The organism is Halobacillus dabanensis (genome assembly GCF_900114165.1).
In the GTDB taxonomy this organism is placed as follows: domain Bacteria; phylum Bacillota; class Bacilli; order Bacillales; family Halobacillaceae; genus Halobacillus; species Halobacillus dabanensis.
Genome location: NZ_FOSB01000011.1, coordinates 1 through 18,698 on the forward strand (window position 1 = coordinate 1; position 18,698 = coordinate 18,698).

The following is an 18,698-nucleotide window of genomic DNA, read 5'->3' on the forward strand; positions in this document are numbered from 1 at the left end:
CAACCATCAATGGTCACACCCTGGGGGAGCAGTGGAAATCGGGGAAGCAGTAGAAGATACTGTTAAAAGAGAAGTATTTGAGGAGACAGGTTTACGAGTACAGAATCTAGAGATATTTAATATTTATTCTGGAGAATCACAACACTACATTTACCCGAATGGTGATGAAGTCTATTTTGTTAACGTTATTTACATAAGTGAAGAATTTGAAGGCACACCAACATTAGATCAAGACGAGACTAAAGATTTGCAGTTTTTTGACCTAGATTCCTTACCTCCAATGACTCCTAATAATCAAACAATCTTAGAGGACCTAAAGAAGGCGATATTAAGTTAATACCTTTATAAATCTCGAAATCGAGTCTTCAAGAAACGGGGGCAATTGCTTAAAAGGCAACACGGAGTAAATGGAGGGTGAAAGAAAATGAGGAGATTTAATGTTGTACTCTTGTTGGTCTTGATGTTAGTTGCATGTTCAAATTCCGAAGAAGAGATTACAGGAGAAATTACAAAAATTGAAGCAGGGATGGTTTATATAGATGAATCGCCATTAAAAGTGAAGGACACATCTCAGCTAGAGGTTGTTCAAAATGTGAAAGTTACCTACATTGATAAAACAGCTACGGATGATTGGGACCCTAATGATTTTGAGGTGAAAAATATAGAAATTATGGAGTAATTAAAATCTCCTTCTTCAAGAAACGGATGCGTTATTTAAAGATCAATTCGAAGATATCTTGATTTAATGTATATACTGATTGGAGTCGGTCTGGTTTTCTTTAAATATTTACAATAGCTGTATCCTCAATTTTCCGAAAATAATACGAGAGGATACAACGAATAGGAAGTATAATATATAGGTTCAATTACGTTTGTTTACATAAGGCATAAAAAATTGCACCCCTCTAAGTAAAGCAGATGATTTATTTCATCTGTCTACTTAAAAGGGAGCATATCATTTTTGGGACAGCCCCTTACCAATGCTGCTTTTTTTCCTCGTCCTGCTTCTTGGCGTCGCCGGCTTTGTTCTGTACTTCGCCTTTGATTTTATCTTTCTTGGCGTCGTTCTGCATTTTCGGATCGTCCTTAGCATTGCCTGCCTGATCCTTTACTTCGCCCTTTACTTTATTAACAGCGCCCTTTACTTTATCGCTGAAACCTTTTTTATCTGCCATAAATAAATACCTCCTTTGTTAGGTTTGTACTGGGGATATTCCCGGTGACACCTGGGATAAAACAAATGATTCCACAAAAATACTTTCGCCATCGTTAAACTAGCATCTTTATTCTGATGTTGCAGTTTTGAAAACAAATGTTGGTCATGGATTTAAATAGTGGAAATCATTGACGATATCATTCAAACGATAGCTTTGCGGGTCAGTAAGTTTGAAGCATCCGATGTCAGCTTCTTGTTATGGGGGTTACTGAATTTCAAAAACGCAAACCAATCGCTTTCACATCATTCCTTGTATCTGGATTTAGTTTTTTCGTTAGTATTTATACTTTATAAAGCAATTAAGCGAAAAAATAGAGTAAGAATTTCAATATAAATATCACTGATTGTCTCGAAATCAAGTCTTATAAAAACGGGGGCGATTGTTCAATAAGAGCAATCGCTTCCTTACAAGCATTACGTATAAAAAATTATACGCAAATATAAAATAAAGGTGTTTTGTATATTTTTTTATATGATACAATAAAAAAGTCAATTCGAATTTATATGCGACTCCTACTAATTAAACAGAATAAATACTTATACGATCAAGAAAGTAAGATATATCTTTTGTCGAAAACTATAATCGGGCTGAGAGGTAGAGAGATGGAAGAGAAAAAGCAAATATTAGAGAGATACATTCCCTTAGCAAAATCAACGGCTAAAATGTTTGGACATCATTGTGAAATTGTTATTCACGATTTAACAAACCCCCAAGCATCTGTCATATCCACAATAAATAGTCATGTAACGGGTAGAGAAGTTGGTCAATCCTTTGATCATCTCGTGACAACGGTATTACAATCGAAAGACTTTAAAGAAGATTATCTGGCCGGTTATACATTTGTTACTGAAGATAAACGCACGATTCGCTCTTCAACAACGTTAATTCGCGATTTTAACCAGAAAGTGATCGGTGCTTTCTGTATTAATTTCGATGTGGAAGCATTACTTCAAATGCAACAGTTCATGAACACATTTCTTCCAACACCAGTTCTAGTAGAAGAGAAAGAAGAAAAAGAAGAAAAACCAAGTCCTGAGATTAAAAATGTAGAGGAGATCGTTGATGGTTTAATTAATCAAATCATACAAAACAGTGCTCATCCAGCTATGAAACGCCATGAAAAGGTAGAATTGATTCGTTTCATGGATAAAAAAGGGATTTTTTCAATGAAGGGATCTATCGATAAGGTTGCAGATTCATTAGGCATATCAAAGGTCACTGTTTATAGCTATTTAGATGAAATAAAAAATAAATCAAGGTAAGGAGAAAACAATGAAAAGTATTTTTGAAGTAGAAAACTTAAAATCTAATGGTCATTACGCACTTGCGACTGTTCATGATGATATCGTCTATGTTTCCGGACAATTTTCTATTGATCCAGAAACTCGTGAAAGGAAATATGGTTCCGTTGAAGAGGAAACAATCCAGGCACTTAATAATATAGAAATGATTGTAGAAGCAGCTGGAAGCAAAAAAGAGCAAATATTGCGTATGACATTATACATTCCTGATGTAGAACTATGGGATAGGGTAGATGCTGTTTATAAAGAATTTTTCGGAGAATATAAACCGGCTCGTACAGTGGTACCTACAAATAAATTACATTTTGGATTTAAAATAGAAGTTGATGCCATCGCGTATATATAAATTTTTTTGAAACTGGTATATAAAAAATTCTATTATATATAAAAATATCTAAAGGATGGATGAAGGATGGAACAATATATTTGTAATGATTGTGGAAAAAAGCATGCTATTACGCCCTTTATATGGAAATGTACGTGTGGCAGTTTATTAAATTTGGAAAAAGATACTCCTACAATAAATGTGGAATCATGGAATCGCTATCCGAACTCATTATGGCGTTATTTAGAAACCATGCCATTCCAAAAGGATTCAAATAATTGGAAGTCTATAACAATGGGAGAAGGTCAAACCCCTTTAATTGTTCTAGATTCTCTTGAACCAAATACTTATGTAAAAGTTGATTATATGATGCCTACTTTATCCTTTAAAGACAGAGGAGCTGCAGTTTTAATGACGAAGGCAAAAGAACTGGGGGTCAAAAAAGTTATTGCGGATAGTAGCGGGAATGCTGGAACTGCCATTGCTGCCTACGCTGCACGTTGTAATATTGCTTGCGACATTTATCTAAGAGATGAAACGTCCCCCAAGAAAATTGCACAAGTGAAATCTCATGGTGCAACGATTAAACAAATTCAGGGGACTCGGGAAGATATTGCAGCAGCTGCCCAACAAGCGGTAAAAGAAGAAAAAGCCTTTTACGCAAGTCATGTATATAATCCTTACTTTTATGAAGGAACTAAAACGTATGCTTACGAAATTTTCGAGCAATTGAATGGTACACCCGATACCTTAATTATTCCTGTTGGTAACGGTACGCTTTTACTAGGTGCCTACTATGGGTTTAAAGAGTTGCTTGCCAATGGCTTAATCGAAAAAATGCCGAAAATTATTGCCATACAAGCAGTTAACTGTTCCCCGCTAGTAGAGGCTTTCAACAATGGGGATTTATCAGCCCAGCCTGTTATGAATAAAGGCACTTTAGCAGAAGGGATAGCTATAGCAACACCGGCGCGTTCCTCGCAAATTTTAGAAGCTGTACGCGAAACTAATGGTGAGTTTATAACGATTGAAGAAGATGAAATTCTGAGTGCCCGTGCGAAACTTAGTGATAAAGGTTTTTATGTTGAAGTGACAACAGCCGCAAACTATGCTGGCTATTTAAAATATAAGAAAGAACCAGAAGAAAAAATAATCGTACCTCTTTGTGGCGCAGGAATTAAATCAAATTGATCGCTCTTATCCTAGGTCCATGTATTTGCATGGACCTAGGATAAAAGAGCAGCTAGATGTATGAAGGGTGTAGAGTGGATGACGATGAAAAGTAAGCCAACCATTAAAATAATTGCAACTGGTGGAACGATTGTGGGAGCTGGATCTTCAAATATAACCACCACTGGATATAAACCTGGTGCCGTAACTATTGAAGAATTATTAGAGGGAACACCGAACTTAAACGACTTTTCCAATATAGAAGTAGAACAGTTGTTTAATATTGAATATGACAACGGAACATTTATTGAGGCTGAGTAAATATATAAATGAACAATGTCAGATGAAGAAGTAGATGGGATTGTAATCACACATGGAACAGACACACTGGAAGAAACAGCTTATTTTTTACATTTTGTGATTAAAAGTCATAAACCAGTCGTAATTGTCGGGGCAGTCAGACCGGCAACAGCAATTAGTGCCGACGGTCCGTTAAATCTATATAATGGGGTGAAAGTGGCTTGTGAATGCCAGTCACATGGCAAAGGTGTACTGGTTGTGCTAAATGATAGAGTTGGTTCTGTACGGTACATAGGGAAAATGAATACTACAACGGTCGATTCGTTTAAAGCTCTTGAACAGGGTTATATAGGTGCGATTGTAGGAGGGGAAGTACACTTCTTTTATAAAGATATTACCAGGCTTCATACAGTGGATTCGATTTTCGATGTAGAATCAATTGTCGAATTGCCTAAAGTTCCAATTATATATTCTCATCTAGGGGACGATCGACATTTATATGACGCAGCCGTTCAGGTAGGTTCTAAAGGTATTATTGTGGCTACTGCTGGGGGTTATACCATATCTAAACAAGCAGAGCAGGGAATTCAAGATGCTTTGAAAAAAGGTGTTGTAATCATCAGGTCCTCACGATTAAGTACGGGAATTGTTAGCCGAACAAGTATGGATAATCAACAACATTATATTGCAGCTGACCCGTTGAACCCTCAGAAAGCCCGAATTCTTCTTATGCTTGCATTAACTGTTACTAATGATAAAGATGAAATACAACATTTTTTTCGTACTTATTAAGGACTAATGATAATTTGGATATCTCGATCCCGAGTATTCATGAAACGGGGGCGTTTCTCTAATATAGAGAAGCGCTTTTTTGGTCGTTACCCTTAAACTCATTTGATAAGCTAATATTACTAGAAATTTTTTACTGAATAGGGACCTCAATAATTCGATAGCTTGAGTATATGGAATATTTCATGTCCTAAAGGATCGCCAAATGCGGTGATTGATGGATAGGTTGACTATAAAAGAGGAGGGGTGACTACTTATGAAAAATGCAATACAAAATACCAATCACTTACTGTTACTAATATTTGTTTTTATACTTACAGGGTGTAGCAACGAATCACCGGAAGAGGCCATAAAGAATAGTTGGTCTAGTGAAATAAAAGTAAATGATATAATTTCTAGACAAAAAACAGAGGATAGAAGAGTAGTTCTTTTTACTGCCCAAGGAACAGACGAGGGTGACAAATTTGAAAAAGTGGGGTTCGCATTACTAAAGCGTCAGGGTGATAAAGATTGGGATTTAATTGTTTCTGATATTACCGCCATCACTGATGACTCATATAGTGTAAGACACAGCGTATTACATTATGAAACAGATAATGGAAATGTAACATAGCGTTCGGATACTTAAAAAATGAAAATATTACTACTGTAAAAGAAGATGTGAACGACCAGATAAAAGAAATAGAAATAATAAACACTAAATCAGGTCGATATTTCTATCAAGTGAATGCATGGGGTCCAATAAAATTTTTAAATGATAATGGGAGATATAAAAAGTTCGGTGGATAAAGGGACGTTAGAAGGAGAGCCTGCTTTTGATTGTGATCGACTCAAAACAGGCTCTCTTTGTTTTGGAATTAGAAAGAGCAGATTTTAAAAGAGCCTAATTTCTCGATTAATATACCGAGAAATTAGGCTTAAACAATCGCTCCCTATTCTTGAACAAGTCCAGGTTGAAATTAATTAATGGGTTCTTCTATCTCTCTAACTATCATCCATTTCCCATCAAGAAGTTGCCAATTTTCAATAGTGAATAACCTCGCTAATAATTCTGCATCTATTAAAATCAACTGTTCATAAAACACCACAGCGCAACGGTTGGGCTTCAACAGAGAAATCTGTTAATAGTTCATCTTTTACGGTGCTGTTATACGATCTCTCCTTTGAATAATAGATTAATGTTTGAACATACCTTTTAACACAAAGCTGATATTTTCGGGCCGTTCCGCCAGTCTTCTCATAAAATAGCCGTACCAGTCGTCCCCGTAAGGAACATAGACCCTCATTTTATAGCCTTCCTTTGCAAGTTCTAGCTGCGTTTGTGTTCGCATTCCGTATAACATTTGGAATTCGAACTGGTTGCTCGGAATCTTGTATTCCTTCACAATTTGCTTTGTGTAATTGATCATCACGTCATCATGGCTGGCGACCGCTGTGTAGTTTCCGTTTAATAAATGCGTTTTTATCAAACGTTTGAGGTTCTCATCGACATCGTCTTTCTCCTTGTAAGCAACCTTTGATGATTCCTTATAGGCACCTTTTACTAAGCGCAAATTTGGATGATGTTTGTTTAAATCTCGGACATCATCCTCCGAACGGTACAAGTACGATTGGATGACTGTACCAAGGTTGTCGAAGTTAGCTCTTAATTCTTCAAAAATATCGAGTGTCGCCTGACAACGAGAAGTATCCTCCATATCAATTGTGATAAAAATATCATAATGTCGGGCGGCTTCCATAATTTGAGTCAAATTGTCCGTGATAAGATCATGATCGATGTCTAATCCGAGGGAGGTTAGCTTCAAAGATATTTGTGAGTCAAGGCCCTCATGGTTGATACGCTTGATTGTTTGAACGCACTCTTGTGTTCTCTCTTTTGAAATTTCAGCTGAACTCACAAATTCGCCCAGATGGTCAACAGTCACACTTAACCCCTGCTTATTAAGCTGTCTGATTAGTGGAACGGCCTTAGCGAAAGTCTCTCCTCCTACAACTTTGTTTGCACCAAATTGTAGCCCCCATTTTTTTGCTGCTTGATTCAACACGTTACTTTTCGCCAGATAGGAAAACAAATTCTTCGTCATTGCTTCCAAAGGGACTGCCTCCTTTACAAAGGTCTTTTTACAAACGAGGGTCAAATGTATGAAAACTATGAATTTTTTATGTGCCTATTAGACCTTAACAAGATCTGAAATCTCGTTATGGATATTGTCTCGCGGCTTCACTCAAACTAAAGAGCGAACCTAACACAGCATGTTCGAATATATTATAGCCTTTTACAATTATAAGTGAATTTATTTGAATGCTGGTATATGTGTCCCACTGTGGATAAATCCTCATCATATGTGACATAACACCATATCACTATATTTACCGCACCAAAATTCCTAAATCTTTGTTTTATAAGAGTGCCATTGACTCTAAACCCCTTGAGTAATCTGTAACTAATTTATTTCCATTAGAAGTTAAAAGAACTGTATCTGAATGACGAAACCCACCTAAGCCAGGTATATAAACCCCTGGTTCAATAGTAAAAACCATACCTTCTTTCAGTATAAGGTCGTTATCAAATCTTAGATAAGGTTTCTCATGGGCCGAAATCCCAATACCATGTCCGACACGATGAACCGCAAATTCGCCAAACCCTTCCTTATCAATCACATCTCTTGCAACTTTATCGACTTCAGCTGCAGTCACACCGGGTTTGATAAACTCCAGTGCAACTTGTTGTGCAGTTCTCATAACCTCGAATACTTGCTTTTGTTGCTTCGTAGGCTCTCCAATGATAACTGTCCTTTCCAGCTCTGCCCGGTATCCATTAAAACTTACTTGGCGTGTATGGATGAGGAGATCTCCCTCCTCTAATTTTCGTGTGTTGGAAAAGATATGAGGCATCACAGTCCGCTTTGACCCCGAGGGCGACATCCCCGATAAACCGAGAGTAGCATTTGGATGCTTTCTTGAAGTTTCAGCAAAAAGAGCATTATTCCCTGTTGCATCTATCTCTAACTCAGTGACTCCGGGTCTGCACACTTGTAATGATTCATTTACTGCAAGACTTACTAATCTACCTGCTTCAGTGATTAGGTCAATTTCATCTTCGTCTTTAATATACCTACTCTCAATGATTTTGGATCCTACATCCGCTATCTCATGTCCAAGGTCTTTCATTTTCAAAATAAGTTCAGCAGAGCTATGAGCTAAGTCTGCACCAATTTTAGAACCCTTGGGATATCCCGTTAAAATTTTATTAATAAACTCTTCAGAATTGGTTCCTATGGCTGCCTTCTCCGGATGTTCGTAATAGACATGAATTTCATCCACATTTGCCACTTCTTTTGCATGCACTTCTTCTAAACCAGGCACAATTAAACGTGTTTTATTTCTTTCAACAAATAAAGCGATAGGTCTAGAATAAGTTAAAGCTTTGAAACCGCTTAAGTAAAATTGATTTTCTGGACTCATAATAACCGTAGCAAGAATACCGTTTTCCTCCATATGTTTTCTTAAATCATTTAAACGATGACAAACTTTCATTTTGATCACTCCTACTATTAGTTTGGTATTGAATATTTATTTTTTTATTTTTTGTAAGCAAACTTACTACTATTAGCGCTATAATCGACAATGGCAAAGAGAACAGAACGCTATTCCAACCCAGGGGCTTACCTAAGACTAGTTCCCAAAACATTGTAGCTGTTCCACCCATTATAATTGAAGCTAAGGCTCCTGCACCGGTTGCTCGCTTCCATAAAAAACTTGCCAAAATAGATGGTGTGATTGCCGCCCCATACATCGTATAGGAATACATTTGAATGGCCAAAACACTTGGAAAAAAAGCGCCAAGAACATAAGCGAAGGTTCCAAAGGCGATTACAGCCAAACGACTGAAAGTTAAAAGTCTTCTTTCAGGGACTTCTTTCCTACTGTACCGACTATATAAATCAAAAACTAGATTTCCAGCAGACGAAAGCAGATATGAATTACCTGTAGTAATAACAAAACCTACAGTTGCAGAAAGAATGATTGCACCAATTGATATTGGTACACCACTAACAGCGACCTGCAGGATAGATGTATCAGACATGATATTGGGATAAAGAACAATAGCAGCAGTAGCAAAAATAATGGTTAAAATTTTAATTCCTACATCGCCAATGAAAAATCCGATAGTCGATTTTTTTGCCGTATCTGCATCTTTTGCCGCAGAAAATCTTTGATACATATTTTGGTCACCTAATATTAATAATAGAGGGGGTAAAAAATACCCCAGTAATTGGGGAGCAGTCAGCCCGCCCGTCCAAGTGAGTGCGTGATCCGGTAAGTCTGAAGCAAGTCCATCAAAGCCCCCGACTGCTGATAAAACAAAAGGCAGCCCTAACAAAAAGCCAAAGACAATTAAAAGAGAACTAACAAAATCTGTATAAGCAACTGAAAATAATCCTCCCGATGTCGCTAAAAAAATAACTAAAACAGCGGTAATAATTGTTCCTATTTCAATAGGTAGACCAGTAGTGATACTAAGGATATAACCGCCGCCTATAAATTGATAAGAGGTTATCCCAATATAGGCCAATATAATAAAAATAGCTGCAATCAAGCGGACCAGACTGCCATAACGTATTTCGAGCATCTCTGGTATTGTGTACTTTTTTAGCATTCTAGCTTTATCAGCTATAAAATATAGAATAATTATCCCTATTGGTCCTGATAGTCCACTTAAAATACTGGCGAGTGGACCATGTTGATACATAAAACTTGCACTTCCGACAACTGTTCCCGATCCAACCCAAGTGGCCAGTAAGGTTCCAATAAGGACTAATCTAGGTAACCGTCTGCCAGCGACCATAAAATCTTCGCTAGTTTTAACCTCGCGTTTAGAAAAATAAATACCCAGTGCAACCATAAGTAGTAAGTACGTCACTATTGCACTTATTTGAATGCTACTGCTCACTATGTTTCACCTCCTTCCATTCTGTTTTTTTGAAGCCTAGAATTAAAAATACTCTGTCGATTATGGATCTCTTCCTTGGAAATGGACAAAAGCATCAGCTAACACCCTTCCATTTTTTAAATTATCAAACAAGTTTGAATTTTTCTTGTATTCACTGTACAATGCAGTAACAAATACGTCCAATATATATTTATTAAATGATTAATACTAATTAAATATTAAACGGAGGGGTTTTATGGAATTACGTCATTTAAAGTACTTTATAATAGTGGCTGAAAAACTTCACTTTGGGAAAGCAGCTGCGCAATTAAAAATGGCACAACCGCCATTAAGCCAACAAATAAAGAAATTGGAGTCTGAATTAGACGTTTTGTTATTTTTTCGAACAAAACGCCAAGTTGAATTAACGGAAGCAGGTGAGGTGTTTCTGGAAAGGGCTTATCAAATCTTAAATAATGTAGAGGCCGCATCTGAAGAGGCACGAAGGGTCCATCGAGGGGAAGTGGGAGATTTAATATTGGGATTTACAGGAACAGCAGCTTTTGATGGTCTCTCACACATACTGGAAATTTTTCGGGAAAAATTTCCAAACGTAAATGTTATTTTAAGACAGCTTCCATCAGCAGAACAAGTTAAGGCTTTACACGAAGGAGAAATCCATCTTGGTTTACTAGTTCCACCAGTGGAGAGCAAATGGCTTAATTTAGAAATGTTTCGTGAGGTACCTTTTATAGTCGCATTACCAAAAACACATCATCTTGTTAAGCAAGGAGCGCCTATAGAAGTTTCCGATTTAGTTAACGAGTCATTTATTATGACACCTAGAAACATAGGTTCGAGTTATTATGACTCTATTATAAGTCTTTGTTATCACGCCGGTTTTAGCCCCAAGATATGTCAAGAAGCTCATGAGTTACAAACGATTGTAGCACTCGTTTCCTCAGGAGTAGGAGTAGCACTGGTGCCGAAACCAATGCAATTTTTTAAAACCGATGGGATTGTTTATTTTGAACTTAAGAAAAGTTTTACTACAGTAAAAACGGCATTAGCATGGCATAAAGATAACAATTCCCCAATTGTACAACCTTTCCTTGAAGTGATTAAGCAATCAATTAATCCTCACTAAAAAATTTACGCATTCAACAATGCCTGTTCTCCTACCTTCAATAATTGGACAATGGATATAGGATTTATCCCGAATTCAAGCTTTACGGAAAAGAGGTATTTTCATGGGATAACCAGTGAATAAAATAAAAAGTAAAAGAAAACCTCTAGATTACTTATCTATTGTTTACTTTATTTAATGGGTCAAATGGAATACTAAAGTTGCATTATTACTTAGAGCGCTCATCAAACATAGTCCCATATTTTAAGTTGCTGAACATTAAAAGTTAATGATGCTTCCCCTCTAAGATGTATTCGTCTCGATTTGCTTTCTCAATATTGCACCTAATATCACAATCCTATATTGTTGTATTCAGTCATATCGTTTATCAACTTAAACGATTAAACTGATTATTGGAGGTATTTTACTGAATGAATAAACAGGACCAACTAAATATAATTAAAGAGGATTTTATTAATTGTCAAAAAGTACTTTTGGCAATTGGTGATGAAACACGCCAATCAATCTTGTTAGTTCTAATGGGAACGGATTGTCATACAGGACTACGTGTAGGTGAAATCACAGAACAAACACATCTTTCTCGGCCTGCTGTGTCCCATCATCTTAAGGTTTTACGAGATTCCGGTGTTATTCTAATGCGTAAAGAAGGGACAAAAAATTTTTATTATATTAATGTCCGTACGGAATTAGGTTTATTAAGAACGCTTATTTTAAATATTGATAAGTTCATGAAGAACTTTTATTGAAATGAGGGAATTTAAACACCATTATTTGGAGGTATAGTCTATGAGAGCAATGATCGTTGATAAGTATGGGAAAGTGCCCATGCATTTGGCAGAAATGCCCACACCTGAAATTGGTGAAAATGAGGTCCTCGCAGAAATTCATGCAGCGAGTATTAACCCTATTGATTTTAAAATACGGGATGGGAAAGTCAAATTGTTAGTTAAATATAGAATGCCTCTTATCTTAGGGAATGACTTTTCTGGTGTCGTGGTAAAGGTTGGTGCAAAAGTGACTCGTTTTAAAGTTGGTGACGAAATATATGCACGTCCACGAAAGAGTAAAATTGGTACATTTGCAGAATATATCGCTATACATGAAGATGACATAGCCTTAAAACCTAAAAATTTGAGCTTTGAAGAAGCAGCATCAATCCCGCTGGTTGGGTTAACCTCCTATCAAGCCCTCACTGACATTTTGGAATTACAAAAAGGACAAAAGATATTAATTCAAGCTGGCGCTGGTGGTGTCGGTACCTTTGCTATTCAACTGGCCAAATTAATGGGTGCCACTGTTGCAACGACAGCCAGTGAAGCTGGTGCGAATTTAGTAAAATCTATGGGAGCAGATGAAATCATAAATTACAAGACAGAAAACTTTGAGGAGAAACTGAAAAACTATGATGCCGTATTTGATACAATTGGGGGCAAAGTACTCGAAAAATCATTTGAAGTGATAAAAAGCGGAGGGAAAATTGTTTCTGTTTCGGGATTACCAAATGCTCGTTTTGGTAAAGAATATGGTTCCGGATTTTTTAAAACATTGTTGTTTTCAGCAGCAAGCCATAAAATTACTGCGCTCGGAAAAAAGCATAATGCAGAATATACATTTTTGTTTATGAAACCGAGCGGAGAGCAATTACGTATAATCGCAAACTATATTGAGACTGGCAAAATCAAACCTAAAATTGATAGAGTTTTGCCATTTGAAGATGCTCAAAAAGCGATGGAATATGCGGAATCTGGAAGGGCAAAAGGGAAAATAATATTAAAAATTAGATAGTTGTAAACGATGCAAAAAATATAGCTAACCTTTTATCTTGTAATCAAACTTCTTCAAAATGGATTCTTTGTATTGATGGTAAATATAATGTTAAGGTAATTTCTATTGATCTTTATTCTAAAGCTACAAATGACCTTCAATGAGGGGGCTAATGTTGAATAAGCATGACGAAAAACACCAGTTCTATTTACTACACATTACAAATATACCGTGCATTCAAACGACATCTACTGGAGCTGGTTTTGTTAAAGGACATACTTAAGGTAATGGGCACCTTAGTTTGAAATCTGTTTAAAGATATCCCGATTCCGAGTCTTCATGTAAAGGGGGCGATTGCTCAATAGAGTACTCGCCCTAATTTAAATAAGTATAGACAAACGGGAATATTGGTGGGGTTTAATGAAAAGACCAATGGTAATTGCTATTGCTGCGGTTTCGGGCGGCGGAAAAACGACAATTGCTTGTTGCTTAAATGGGAAGTTACCAAATAGTAAAACGATATATTTTGATGATTATGATTTTGATGGTTCTAAAAATATAATTAAATCGATTGATAATGGCTGTAATCCTGATGATTGGGACTTATCACCACTTATTAGAGATATAAAACAGTTTCTTACTGAACCTCTAGATTACATAATATTAGATTTTCCATTTGCATATTTACATAGTAAAACAAGTAGTCTTATTGGTTTTGCGGTGTTTATTGATACTCCATTGGATATTGCAATGGCACGCAGAATAAATAGAGATTTTAAAAATGGTTCTGCTGAAGATATAATACTGGATTTAGATAACTACTTAGTTAGAGGGAGGCGAGGTTATCTTAATATGTTAGATACGACAAAACCAAATTCTGATCTAATTGTAGACGGCACACGACCTAAATTTGAGGTTGCAGGTATTATCACTCAAAATGTAGTGAACATAGTATGATTGTTATTCCGGTATGGTTATTAACGGTTTTTTGTTTTTCCTCTTATCCATCCACTATCAATGGATACCATCTTTTTTTCCAATAGTATCTGTCATTTTTTAATGGATAGGCAAAATTTGTAGTAAGAGGGAGAAAGGTTATTATTTTATCTCGAATTCAAGCCTTCCTGTAATGGGTGCTTTACCTAAATAACAATCTTACACAATTAGGCGCACTTCTTTTTCGGAAATGTGACTTTTTTAAGTTTGTAAAAGTGTATCAGAAGCAAGCTATTTATTTTTTCTCAACCATAACCCTTTTAGATGTCTTGTACGATGATTGAGATTAATAAGTGAAATGGGGGGGAGAGTATTCCTGTTTTATTTTTATTAGTAGATTTGTAAAAAAGGAAGGAAAAAGATCGAAATTTGTTAACGCGATCTTTATTAAGTTATAAAAATTTATACATACTAGGTTAACATTTCCAATCTATAATACTGTTATATACATATTATAGATTGGAGATGAGAAAATGAGTAAAAAATTAGTACTGGGTGCAGGAATAGTTATTTCGTTGTTACTTAGTCCGTTAAGTCAGGTGTCTGCAGATGAACTGACAGGAGGCGAAAGAAAACAGGTGGATAATGTAGCACACCGTGGTGCAGCTGGATATGCACCTGAAAATACGATCGCTGGTTTTGATCTGGCTGTTGATATGAAAGCAGATTATATTGAGATTGATCTTCAAAGAAGTAAAGATGGGGAATTAGTATTGATTCATGATACAACAGTGGATCGTACAACAGATGGAACGGGCAAAGTAGGGGATTTAACATATGAACAGCTTAAAAGTCTTGATGCGGGGAGTTGGAAAGGGGAAAAATTTGCAGGAGAACCAATCCCCACATTTGAAGAGATTCTTGATCGTTACTATGGAAAAGTTGGAATTTTAATAGAATTAAAAGCTCCACAGCTTTACCCAGGGATTGAAGAACAAGTGGCAGAAGTTTTGAAAGAACGAAATCTCGATAAGCCACAAAATGAAAAAATCATTATTCAATCATTTAACTTTGAATCCATGAAAAAAATGGACAAGCTTCTTCCGAAAGTTCCAATCGGTGTATTAACTTCTAACCATGCAGATACAACAACAGATTCACTAGAGGAATTTTCTAACTATGCGGATTGGTTTAACCCGAATTATGGAAATGTGACAGAAGAATTGGTTCATCAGGTTCACACTCTTGATATGAAAATTGGATCATGGACGGTACGTAGTCAAGAAGCGGCAGATTTCCTATTCGAAATGGAAGTGGACGCGATTATTTCTGATTACCCGGATTATGTAGATCCTAGAAACTAATTTTGTGTAAGAGAGTTAAAGAAAAGGGGGAGTTACTACTTCTTTTTTTGTTTGGATTGGTAATATTGATTGTATTAAGAACATTTTATAAATGGGAGCGTTAATTAAAGGTCTATTCCAAGTTATCTTGATTTCGAGTCTTCAACTAAAAGGGGCTTTACTTTAATTAACTTCTTGAACAAAAAGAGCTTTAATATACACCATTTTATACGTTGGTGACACATTGAAGGGAATGTAACAATATACAGTATAAAAGAAAAGCGTATGAAATCAAGATTTAAAAAACTGGTTTCATACGCTTTTTCACTTTTAGTTAAGAATGTGACAGTACTTTTATACTTGTATCCAGCTTCTTTATATTATTATTGAGCAGCAGCTTGCACGTCGATAACTCCGTTTCCATAAGAGAAGGAATCACCAAGAGAAACAGCTGTGTCATTTAATGTTTGTCTGACCTGATCATTAGTCAATCCAGGATCATCTGCTAATAATAAAGCAGCTGCACCTGCGACATGTGGACTCGCCATGGAAGTACCGTTAAAGCGCTCATAATCATTACCCGGGACAGAACTTAAAATATCTACACCAGGAGCCATCACTTCAAGTTCATCCCCAACACTGGAAAATGAGGCTCTATTATTGGCATCGTCTACGGCACCAACAGCCATGGCAGCGTCATATTTAGCAGGATAACCAATTGTGTTTTTCTTCCCTTTAGACCCTTCATTTCCAGCAGCAGCTACTACTAATACGCCCTGATCATCAGCATTGTTTACCGCTTGTTCTAGAGTATTCGAACCGCGGCTTCCTCCAAGACTCATGTTAATGATGTCCATGTCATTACTAATTGCCCACTCAATCCCTTGAGCAATTCCACTGTATGAACCGCTGCCTTCACTACTTAATACTTTAACGGCGTAGAGCTCAGTAGATGGTGCTACACCTAGTACACCTAGTGAATTATCTACACCTGCAACCGTTCCAGCTACGTGGGTACCATGACCATTTCCATCCACTAATGGGTTAGGTTCACCGCTTACAAAACTCTCTCCGCCAGCTACGTTTAAATCCTCATGTGCTCCATCAATACCAGTGTCCAGGATAGCTACCTTTACACCATTCCCAGTCGTTCCTTGAGCTTGTACATCATCTGCATTAATATGGGAGATTCCATAGGGCGTCGTTTGACTAGTCGCCTGTGCGGTATGATCTTTCTCTACATAAGCCACATTAGGGTTGTTGGATAAGGCTTTTACTGCTTGTTCCGGTAGCTTAGCATGTACGACATTCATATATTCATATTCATGAAGTACTTTCCCTCCCACGCCTTTTACGGCATTTTGGTTCACTTTCGATTTAAAGCCAATTAAGTATTCTTCTACCTCTGCTTTTTGCTCAGCCGCTTTTTCAACTGAAGCTTGGACTATGTTATTGAATGAAAAGACTAAAGCAAACACTAACATAATCCCAGCTACTTTCCACATGTGGTTACGCATCCAATTCCTCCTTTAATTTTAATTCAGAATTATACATGAATTCTGAATAGTATTAATGTTATGATAACATGAGCGGGATTACAGGTGTTTGGGAAATGCATATGTAAAAGCATCCTCTTAAAGGGGTGTTGAAGTATCAACTTGGGCAAGTTTAATAATTGGATTGATCATGCAGCGTGAATGAGGTCATTGAAGTATTACAAAGTATTAGAAATGGAATACATAATTTAGTGGCAGTTACTGCTAATAATTAAATCACAAATAATTCTCTTGATGTCAGTTAAGTCTTAAGTTGAAGGGGGGATAGCTACACACAATGGCTTTCGCTTATTGTACCACCAAGGGAGCAGAGCCTTTTCAGTTTTTTTATTCGATCACTTGATGGAAAGAAAAGTTGAGGTAGGGTTCAATTCTTATTAAACTGGAAATAGCAAATGGTTTTGAGTAGGAGGAAATGATGAAACGTATAGTAGGAATATTTTTGAGTTTTTCAGCTTTATTAACATACATAATAGTAGAGTCACTTTATGATCCTCTTGCGGAAAAAATAACAAATATGAATTCGGGAGTAACAACAGTTACATATAACTACCCTGTGATGTTCTGGGTGATTTGTGCGATTTTAATAATTACTTTTATTCTGGGGATATACTTGATTTTAGCAAAGAATAACTACACTTAAACTAACAGGTGCGTTACTTGAAAAATGCTTCAATTGTCTCGAAACCATGTCTTATAGAAAAGAGGGCGATTGTTTAATAGAGCATTAGCCCTTTATTACATAAACAAGTAATATCAATGGTTAACCTATTTAACTGTCGGAGCGGTAATCTTTAATAAGTAAAATGGGTTATCATTAAATGAAAATATATGGAGGTATAGTAATGTGGGCAATATCAGGGGGTATTGCCATAGTAGTAACTGTTATAAACCTTTCTTTGTATGCAGCAGGAAAGGATTATAAGCTTGCTATGGCGATGGCGTTATCATTTACAGCATTAACAATTTGTGCAGATTACAGTTATCTAAATCGGTGGATAAAAGCAGAAGATTGGGCGGCTTTAACGGATGTAGTACCTGAGTATGGCAAGGGCATTTTGGTTTTTGACAATTGTTTCTATCTTACTAAATCTAGCACCTATATTTTTAGAACGAATACGTAAGAAATAATGATGACTTAATATCACACCATCCACTATTTAACTATTGTGTAAGTCTTTATGTATAACTAATGGGGACTAAAGTAAAAGGACAGTAAGAGATATCTCGAATCAAAGTCTTACATAAACGGGGGCTTTTCTGTAGTTTACAAATCTCAGAATTTAAAATTCAACTTTTAATGGGGGTAATTTAGTTGAAAGTACAAAGAGTAAAAGCAGAACAAACTTATAATCTTCGACACAAAATCCTTAGGCCTCATCAACCGTTCGAAGCATGTCAATATAATACTGATCATGACGATGATGCATTTCATATCGGGGCGTTTAATGAGGAGGAATTGGTTAGTGTGGCTTCTTTTTATTTTGAATCACACCCTGAATTTCAAAGCTCTAATCAATACAGATTAAGAGCTATGGCTACTGTGGAAGAGTATAGAGCTATGGGGGCGGGAAGAATAGTAGTTAAATACGCTGAGAGCAAATTGAAAAATCTTAAAGCTGATCTCCTTTGGTGTAAAGGAAGAACTTCTGTCCAGAAATATTATGAAAAGTTGGGTTTTAAACCTTTCGGGGAAGTTTTTGATTACCCTCCAATTGGACCTCATGTGATTATGTATAAAGAATTAAGTTAGAGGGGGAAAATCTATTAATTGCTATTAGTTATCCTGAATTCAATTCTTCAACTAAAATGGGCTTTAGTGAAACAATTTAGATAGAGAGCCAGCATTTATTGCTTGCTTAGGAATAAGATATTAACCCCAAGAATACATAGATTCTTTACGCTACTTTACATTGA

The 18,698-nt window shown here is 36.4% G+C and carries 20 protein-coding genes and 2 pseudogenes; 16 read left to right on the plus strand and 6 right to left on the minus strand.

All coding sequences use genetic code 11. The features are described from left to right. Nucleotides 1-337, plus strand: a 337-nt coding sequence (locus BMZ58_RS16425) for an NUDIX domain-containing protein (protein WP_075037654.1), incomplete at its 5' end; no start/stop codon positions are given. An 87-nt stretch (nucleotides 338-424) separates the two neighbouring features. Beyond that, on the plus strand, nucleotides 425-679 hold the full coding sequence (locus BMZ58_RS16430) for a hypothetical protein (protein ID WP_075037655.1): 255 nt from the start codon (nucleotides 425-427) through the stop codon (nucleotides 677-679). A gap of 295 nt (nucleotides 680-974) precedes the next feature. Here BMZ58_RS16430 and BMZ58_RS16435 read toward each other — a convergent pair whose 3' ends face one another. Next, the gene (locus tag BMZ58_RS16435) at nucleotides 975-1,175 is read right to left on the minus strand and encodes a CsbD family protein (RefSeq protein WP_075037656.1); all 201 of its coding nucleotides are present in this window, start codon (nucleotides 1,173-1,175) and stop codon (nucleotides 975-977) included. 239 nt (nucleotides 1,176-1,414) lie between these two features. On the opposite strand from BMZ58_RS16435, the gene BMZ58_RS16440 reads away from it, so the two are divergent. The 6 genes and pseudogenes from BMZ58_RS16440 (at nucleotide 1,415) to BMZ58_RS16465 (ending at nucleotide 5,715) form a co-directional block, all read left to right on the plus strand. After that, entirely contained in the window at nucleotides 1,415-1,510 is a 96-nt protein-coding gene (locus BMZ58_RS16440; protein ID WP_075037657.1) for a DUF3953 domain-containing protein, read from the plus strand. A gap of 309 nt (nucleotides 1,511-1,819) precedes the next feature. After that, complete coding sequence (locus tag BMZ58_RS16445; protein WP_075037658.1) at nucleotides 1,820-2,479, plus strand: helix-turn-helix transcriptional regulator; 660 nt, start codon at nucleotides 1,820-1,822, stop codon at nucleotides 2,477-2,479. A 10-nt stretch (nucleotides 2,480-2,489) separates the two neighbouring features. Continuing rightward, nucleotides 2,490-2,864: a RidA family protein gene (locus BMZ58_RS16450; protein WP_075037659.1), complete on the plus strand. Its 375-nt coding sequence runs from the start codon at nucleotides 2,490-2,492 to the stop codon at nucleotides 2,862-2,864. A 66-nt stretch (nucleotides 2,865-2,930) separates the two neighbouring features. Continuing rightward, the gene (locus BMZ58_RS16455; protein WP_075037660.1) at nucleotides 2,931-4,034 is read left to right on the plus strand and encodes a threonine synthase; all 1,104 of its coding nucleotides are present in this window, start codon (nucleotides 2,931-2,933) and stop codon (nucleotides 4,032-4,034) included. Between the two features lie 84 nt (nucleotides 4,035-4,118). Beyond that, nucleotides 4,119-5,105 (plus strand): annotated as a pseudogene (locus BMZ58_RS16460) (type II asparaginase). A gap of 253 nt (nucleotides 5,106-5,358) precedes the next feature. Beyond that, nucleotides 5,359-5,715: a hypothetical protein gene (locus BMZ58_RS16465; protein ID WP_075037661.1), complete on the plus strand. Its 357-nt coding sequence runs from the start codon at nucleotides 5,359-5,361 to the stop codon at nucleotides 5,713-5,715. 346 nt (nucleotides 5,716-6,061) lie between these two features. On the opposite strand, the gene BMZ58_RS21220 is transcribed toward BMZ58_RS16465, so the two are convergent. The 4 genes from BMZ58_RS21220 to BMZ58_RS16480 form a co-directional block, all read right to left on the minus strand. Further along, entirely contained in the window at nucleotides 6,062-6,211 is a 150-nt protein-coding gene (locus BMZ58_RS21220) for a hypothetical protein (protein ID WP_167360103.1), read from the minus strand. A 66-nt stretch (nucleotides 6,212-6,277) separates the two neighbouring features. Continuing rightward, nucleotides 6,278-7,195, minus strand: coding sequence for a proline dehydrogenase family protein (locus BMZ58_RS16470; RefSeq protein ID WP_075037662.1), 918 nt, complete (start codon nucleotides 7,193-7,195; stop codon nucleotides 6,278-6,280). A gap of 307 nt (nucleotides 7,196-7,502) precedes the next feature. Continuing rightward, nucleotides 7,503-8,639: a M24 family metallopeptidase gene (locus tag BMZ58_RS16475; RefSeq protein ID WP_075037663.1), complete on the minus strand. Its 1,137-nt coding sequence runs from the start codon at nucleotides 8,637-8,639 to the stop codon at nucleotides 7,503-7,505. Continuing rightward, complete coding sequence (locus tag BMZ58_RS16480) at nucleotides 8,614-10,056, minus strand: sodium:solute symporter family protein (RefSeq protein WP_244151626.1); 1,443 nt, start codon at nucleotides 10,054-10,056, stop codon at nucleotides 8,614-8,616. Before BMZ58_RS16480 ends, BMZ58_RS16475 begins: the two co-directional genes overlap by 26 nt. Nucleotides 10,057-10,291: 235 nt before the next feature. Between BMZ58_RS16480 and BMZ58_RS16485 the strand changes: the two genes are divergently transcribed. From BMZ58_RS16485 to BMZ58_RS16505, 5 genes are all read left to right on the plus strand, one after another. Continuing rightward, complete coding sequence (locus tag BMZ58_RS16485; protein ID WP_075037664.1) at nucleotides 10,292-11,182, plus strand: LysR family transcriptional regulator; 891 nt, start codon at nucleotides 10,292-10,294, stop codon at nucleotides 11,180-11,182. Between the two features lie 410 nt (nucleotides 11,183-11,592). Further along, nucleotides 11,593-11,928, plus strand: a complete 336-nt coding sequence (locus BMZ58_RS16490; RefSeq protein WP_075037665.1) for an ArsR/SmtB family transcription factor — start codon at nucleotides 11,593-11,595, stop codon at nucleotides 11,926-11,928. Nucleotides 11,929-11,968: 40 nt separating this feature from the next. Continuing rightward, nucleotides 11,969-12,967, plus strand: coding sequence for an NADP-dependent oxidoreductase (locus BMZ58_RS16495; RefSeq protein ID WP_075037666.1), 999 nt, complete (start codon nucleotides 11,969-11,971; stop codon nucleotides 12,965-12,967). A gap of 399 nt (nucleotides 12,968-13,366) precedes the next feature. After that, nucleotides 13,367-13,903, plus strand: a complete 537-nt coding sequence (locus tag BMZ58_RS16500) for a nucleoside/nucleotide kinase family protein (protein WP_075037667.1) — start codon at nucleotides 13,367-13,369, stop codon at nucleotides 13,901-13,903. A 512-nt stretch (nucleotides 13,904-14,415) separates the two neighbouring features. Further along, entirely contained in the window at nucleotides 14,416-15,246 is an 831-nt protein-coding gene (locus tag BMZ58_RS16505) for a glycerophosphodiester phosphodiesterase (RefSeq protein ID WP_075037668.1), read from the plus strand. Nucleotides 15,247-15,608: 362 nt separating this feature from the next. Here BMZ58_RS16505 and BMZ58_RS16510 read toward each other — a convergent pair whose 3' ends face one another. Continuing rightward, nucleotides 15,609-16,742, minus strand: a complete 1,134-nt coding sequence (locus tag BMZ58_RS16510; protein WP_075037669.1) for a S8 family peptidase — start codon at nucleotides 16,740-16,742, stop codon at nucleotides 15,609-15,611. Nucleotides 16,743-17,199: 457 nt separating this feature from the next. Here BMZ58_RS16510 and BMZ58_RS16515 point away from each other — a divergent pair, with 457 nt between their 5' ends. The 3 genes and pseudogenes from BMZ58_RS16515 to BMZ58_RS16525 all read left to right on the plus strand — a co-directional run bounded on the left by BMZ58_RS16515 (nucleotide 17,200) and on the right by BMZ58_RS16525 (nucleotide 18,534). Beyond that, complete coding sequence (locus BMZ58_RS16515) at nucleotides 17,200-17,424, plus strand: hypothetical protein (RefSeq protein ID WP_075037670.1); 225 nt, start codon at nucleotides 17,200-17,202, stop codon at nucleotides 17,422-17,424. Between the two features lie 202 nt (nucleotides 17,425-17,626). Then, nucleotides 17,627-17,912, plus strand: a pseudogene (locus BMZ58_RS16520) (hypothetical protein). A gap of 184 nt (nucleotides 17,913-18,096) precedes the next feature. Beyond that, nucleotides 18,097-18,534, plus strand: a complete 438-nt coding sequence (locus tag BMZ58_RS16525) for a GNAT family N-acetyltransferase (protein WP_075037671.1) — start codon at nucleotides 18,097-18,099, stop codon at nucleotides 18,532-18,534. The last annotated feature ends 164 nt before the right edge of the window (nucleotides 18,535-18,698 follow it).

Bases quoted from the DNA above. Each gene is read 5' to 3' on its own strand.
- BMZ58_RS16490 (WP_075037665.1), top strand. From the start codon at position 11,593: ATGAATAAACAGGACCAACTAAATATAATTAAAGAGGATTTTATTAAT.
- BMZ58_RS16445 (WP_075037658.1), top strand. From the start codon at position 1,820: ATGGAAGAGAAAAAGCAAATATTAGAGAGATACATTCCCTTAGCAAAA.
- BMZ58_RS16515 (WP_075037670.1), top strand. From the start codon at position 17,200: ATGAAACGTATAGTAGGAATATTTTTGAGTTTTTCAGCTTTATTAACA.
- BMZ58_RS16435 (WP_075037656.1), bottom strand. From the start codon at position 1,175: ATGGCAGATAAAAAAGGTTTCAGCGATAAAGTAAAGGGCGCTGTTAAT.
- BMZ58_RS16510 (WP_075037669.1), bottom strand. From the start codon at position 16,742: ATGCGTAACCACATGTGGAAAGTAGCTGGGATTATGTTAGTGTTTGCT.
- BMZ58_RS16440 (WP_075037657.1), top strand. From the start codon at position 1,415: ATGGGGGTTACTGAATTTCAAAAACGCAAACCAATCGCTTTCACATCA.
- BMZ58_RS16505 (WP_075037668.1), top strand. From the start codon at position 14,416: ATGAGTAAAAAATTAGTACTGGGTGCAGGAATAGTTATTTCGTTGTTA.
- BMZ58_RS16430 (WP_075037655.1), top strand. From the start codon at position 425: ATGAGGAGATTTAATGTTGTACTCTTGTTGGTCTTGATGTTAGTTGCA.
- BMZ58_RS16495 (WP_075037666.1), top strand. From the start codon at position 11,969: ATGAGAGCAATGATCGTTGATAAGTATGGGAAAGTGCCCATGCATTTG.
- BMZ58_RS16450 (WP_075037659.1), top strand. From the start codon at position 2,490: ATGAAAAGTATTTTTGAAGTAGAAAACTTAAAATCTAATGGTCATTAC.
- BMZ58_RS16455 (WP_075037660.1), top strand. From the start codon at position 2,931: ATGGAACAATATATTTGTAATGATTGTGGAAAAAAGCATGCTATTACG.
- BMZ58_RS16500 (WP_075037667.1), top strand. From the start codon at position 13,367: ATGAAAAGACCAATGGTAATTGCTATTGCTGCGGTTTCGGGCGGCGGA.
- BMZ58_RS16465 (WP_075037661.1), top strand. From the start codon at position 5,359: ATGAAAAATGCAATACAAAATACCAATCACTTACTGTTACTAATATTT.
- BMZ58_RS16485 (WP_075037664.1), top strand. From the start codon at position 10,292: ATGGAATTACGTCATTTAAAGTACTTTATAATAGTGGCTGAAAAACTT.
- BMZ58_RS16475 (WP_075037663.1), bottom strand. From the start codon at position 8,639: ATGAAAGTTTGTCATCGTTTAAATGATTTAAGAAAACATATGGAGGAA.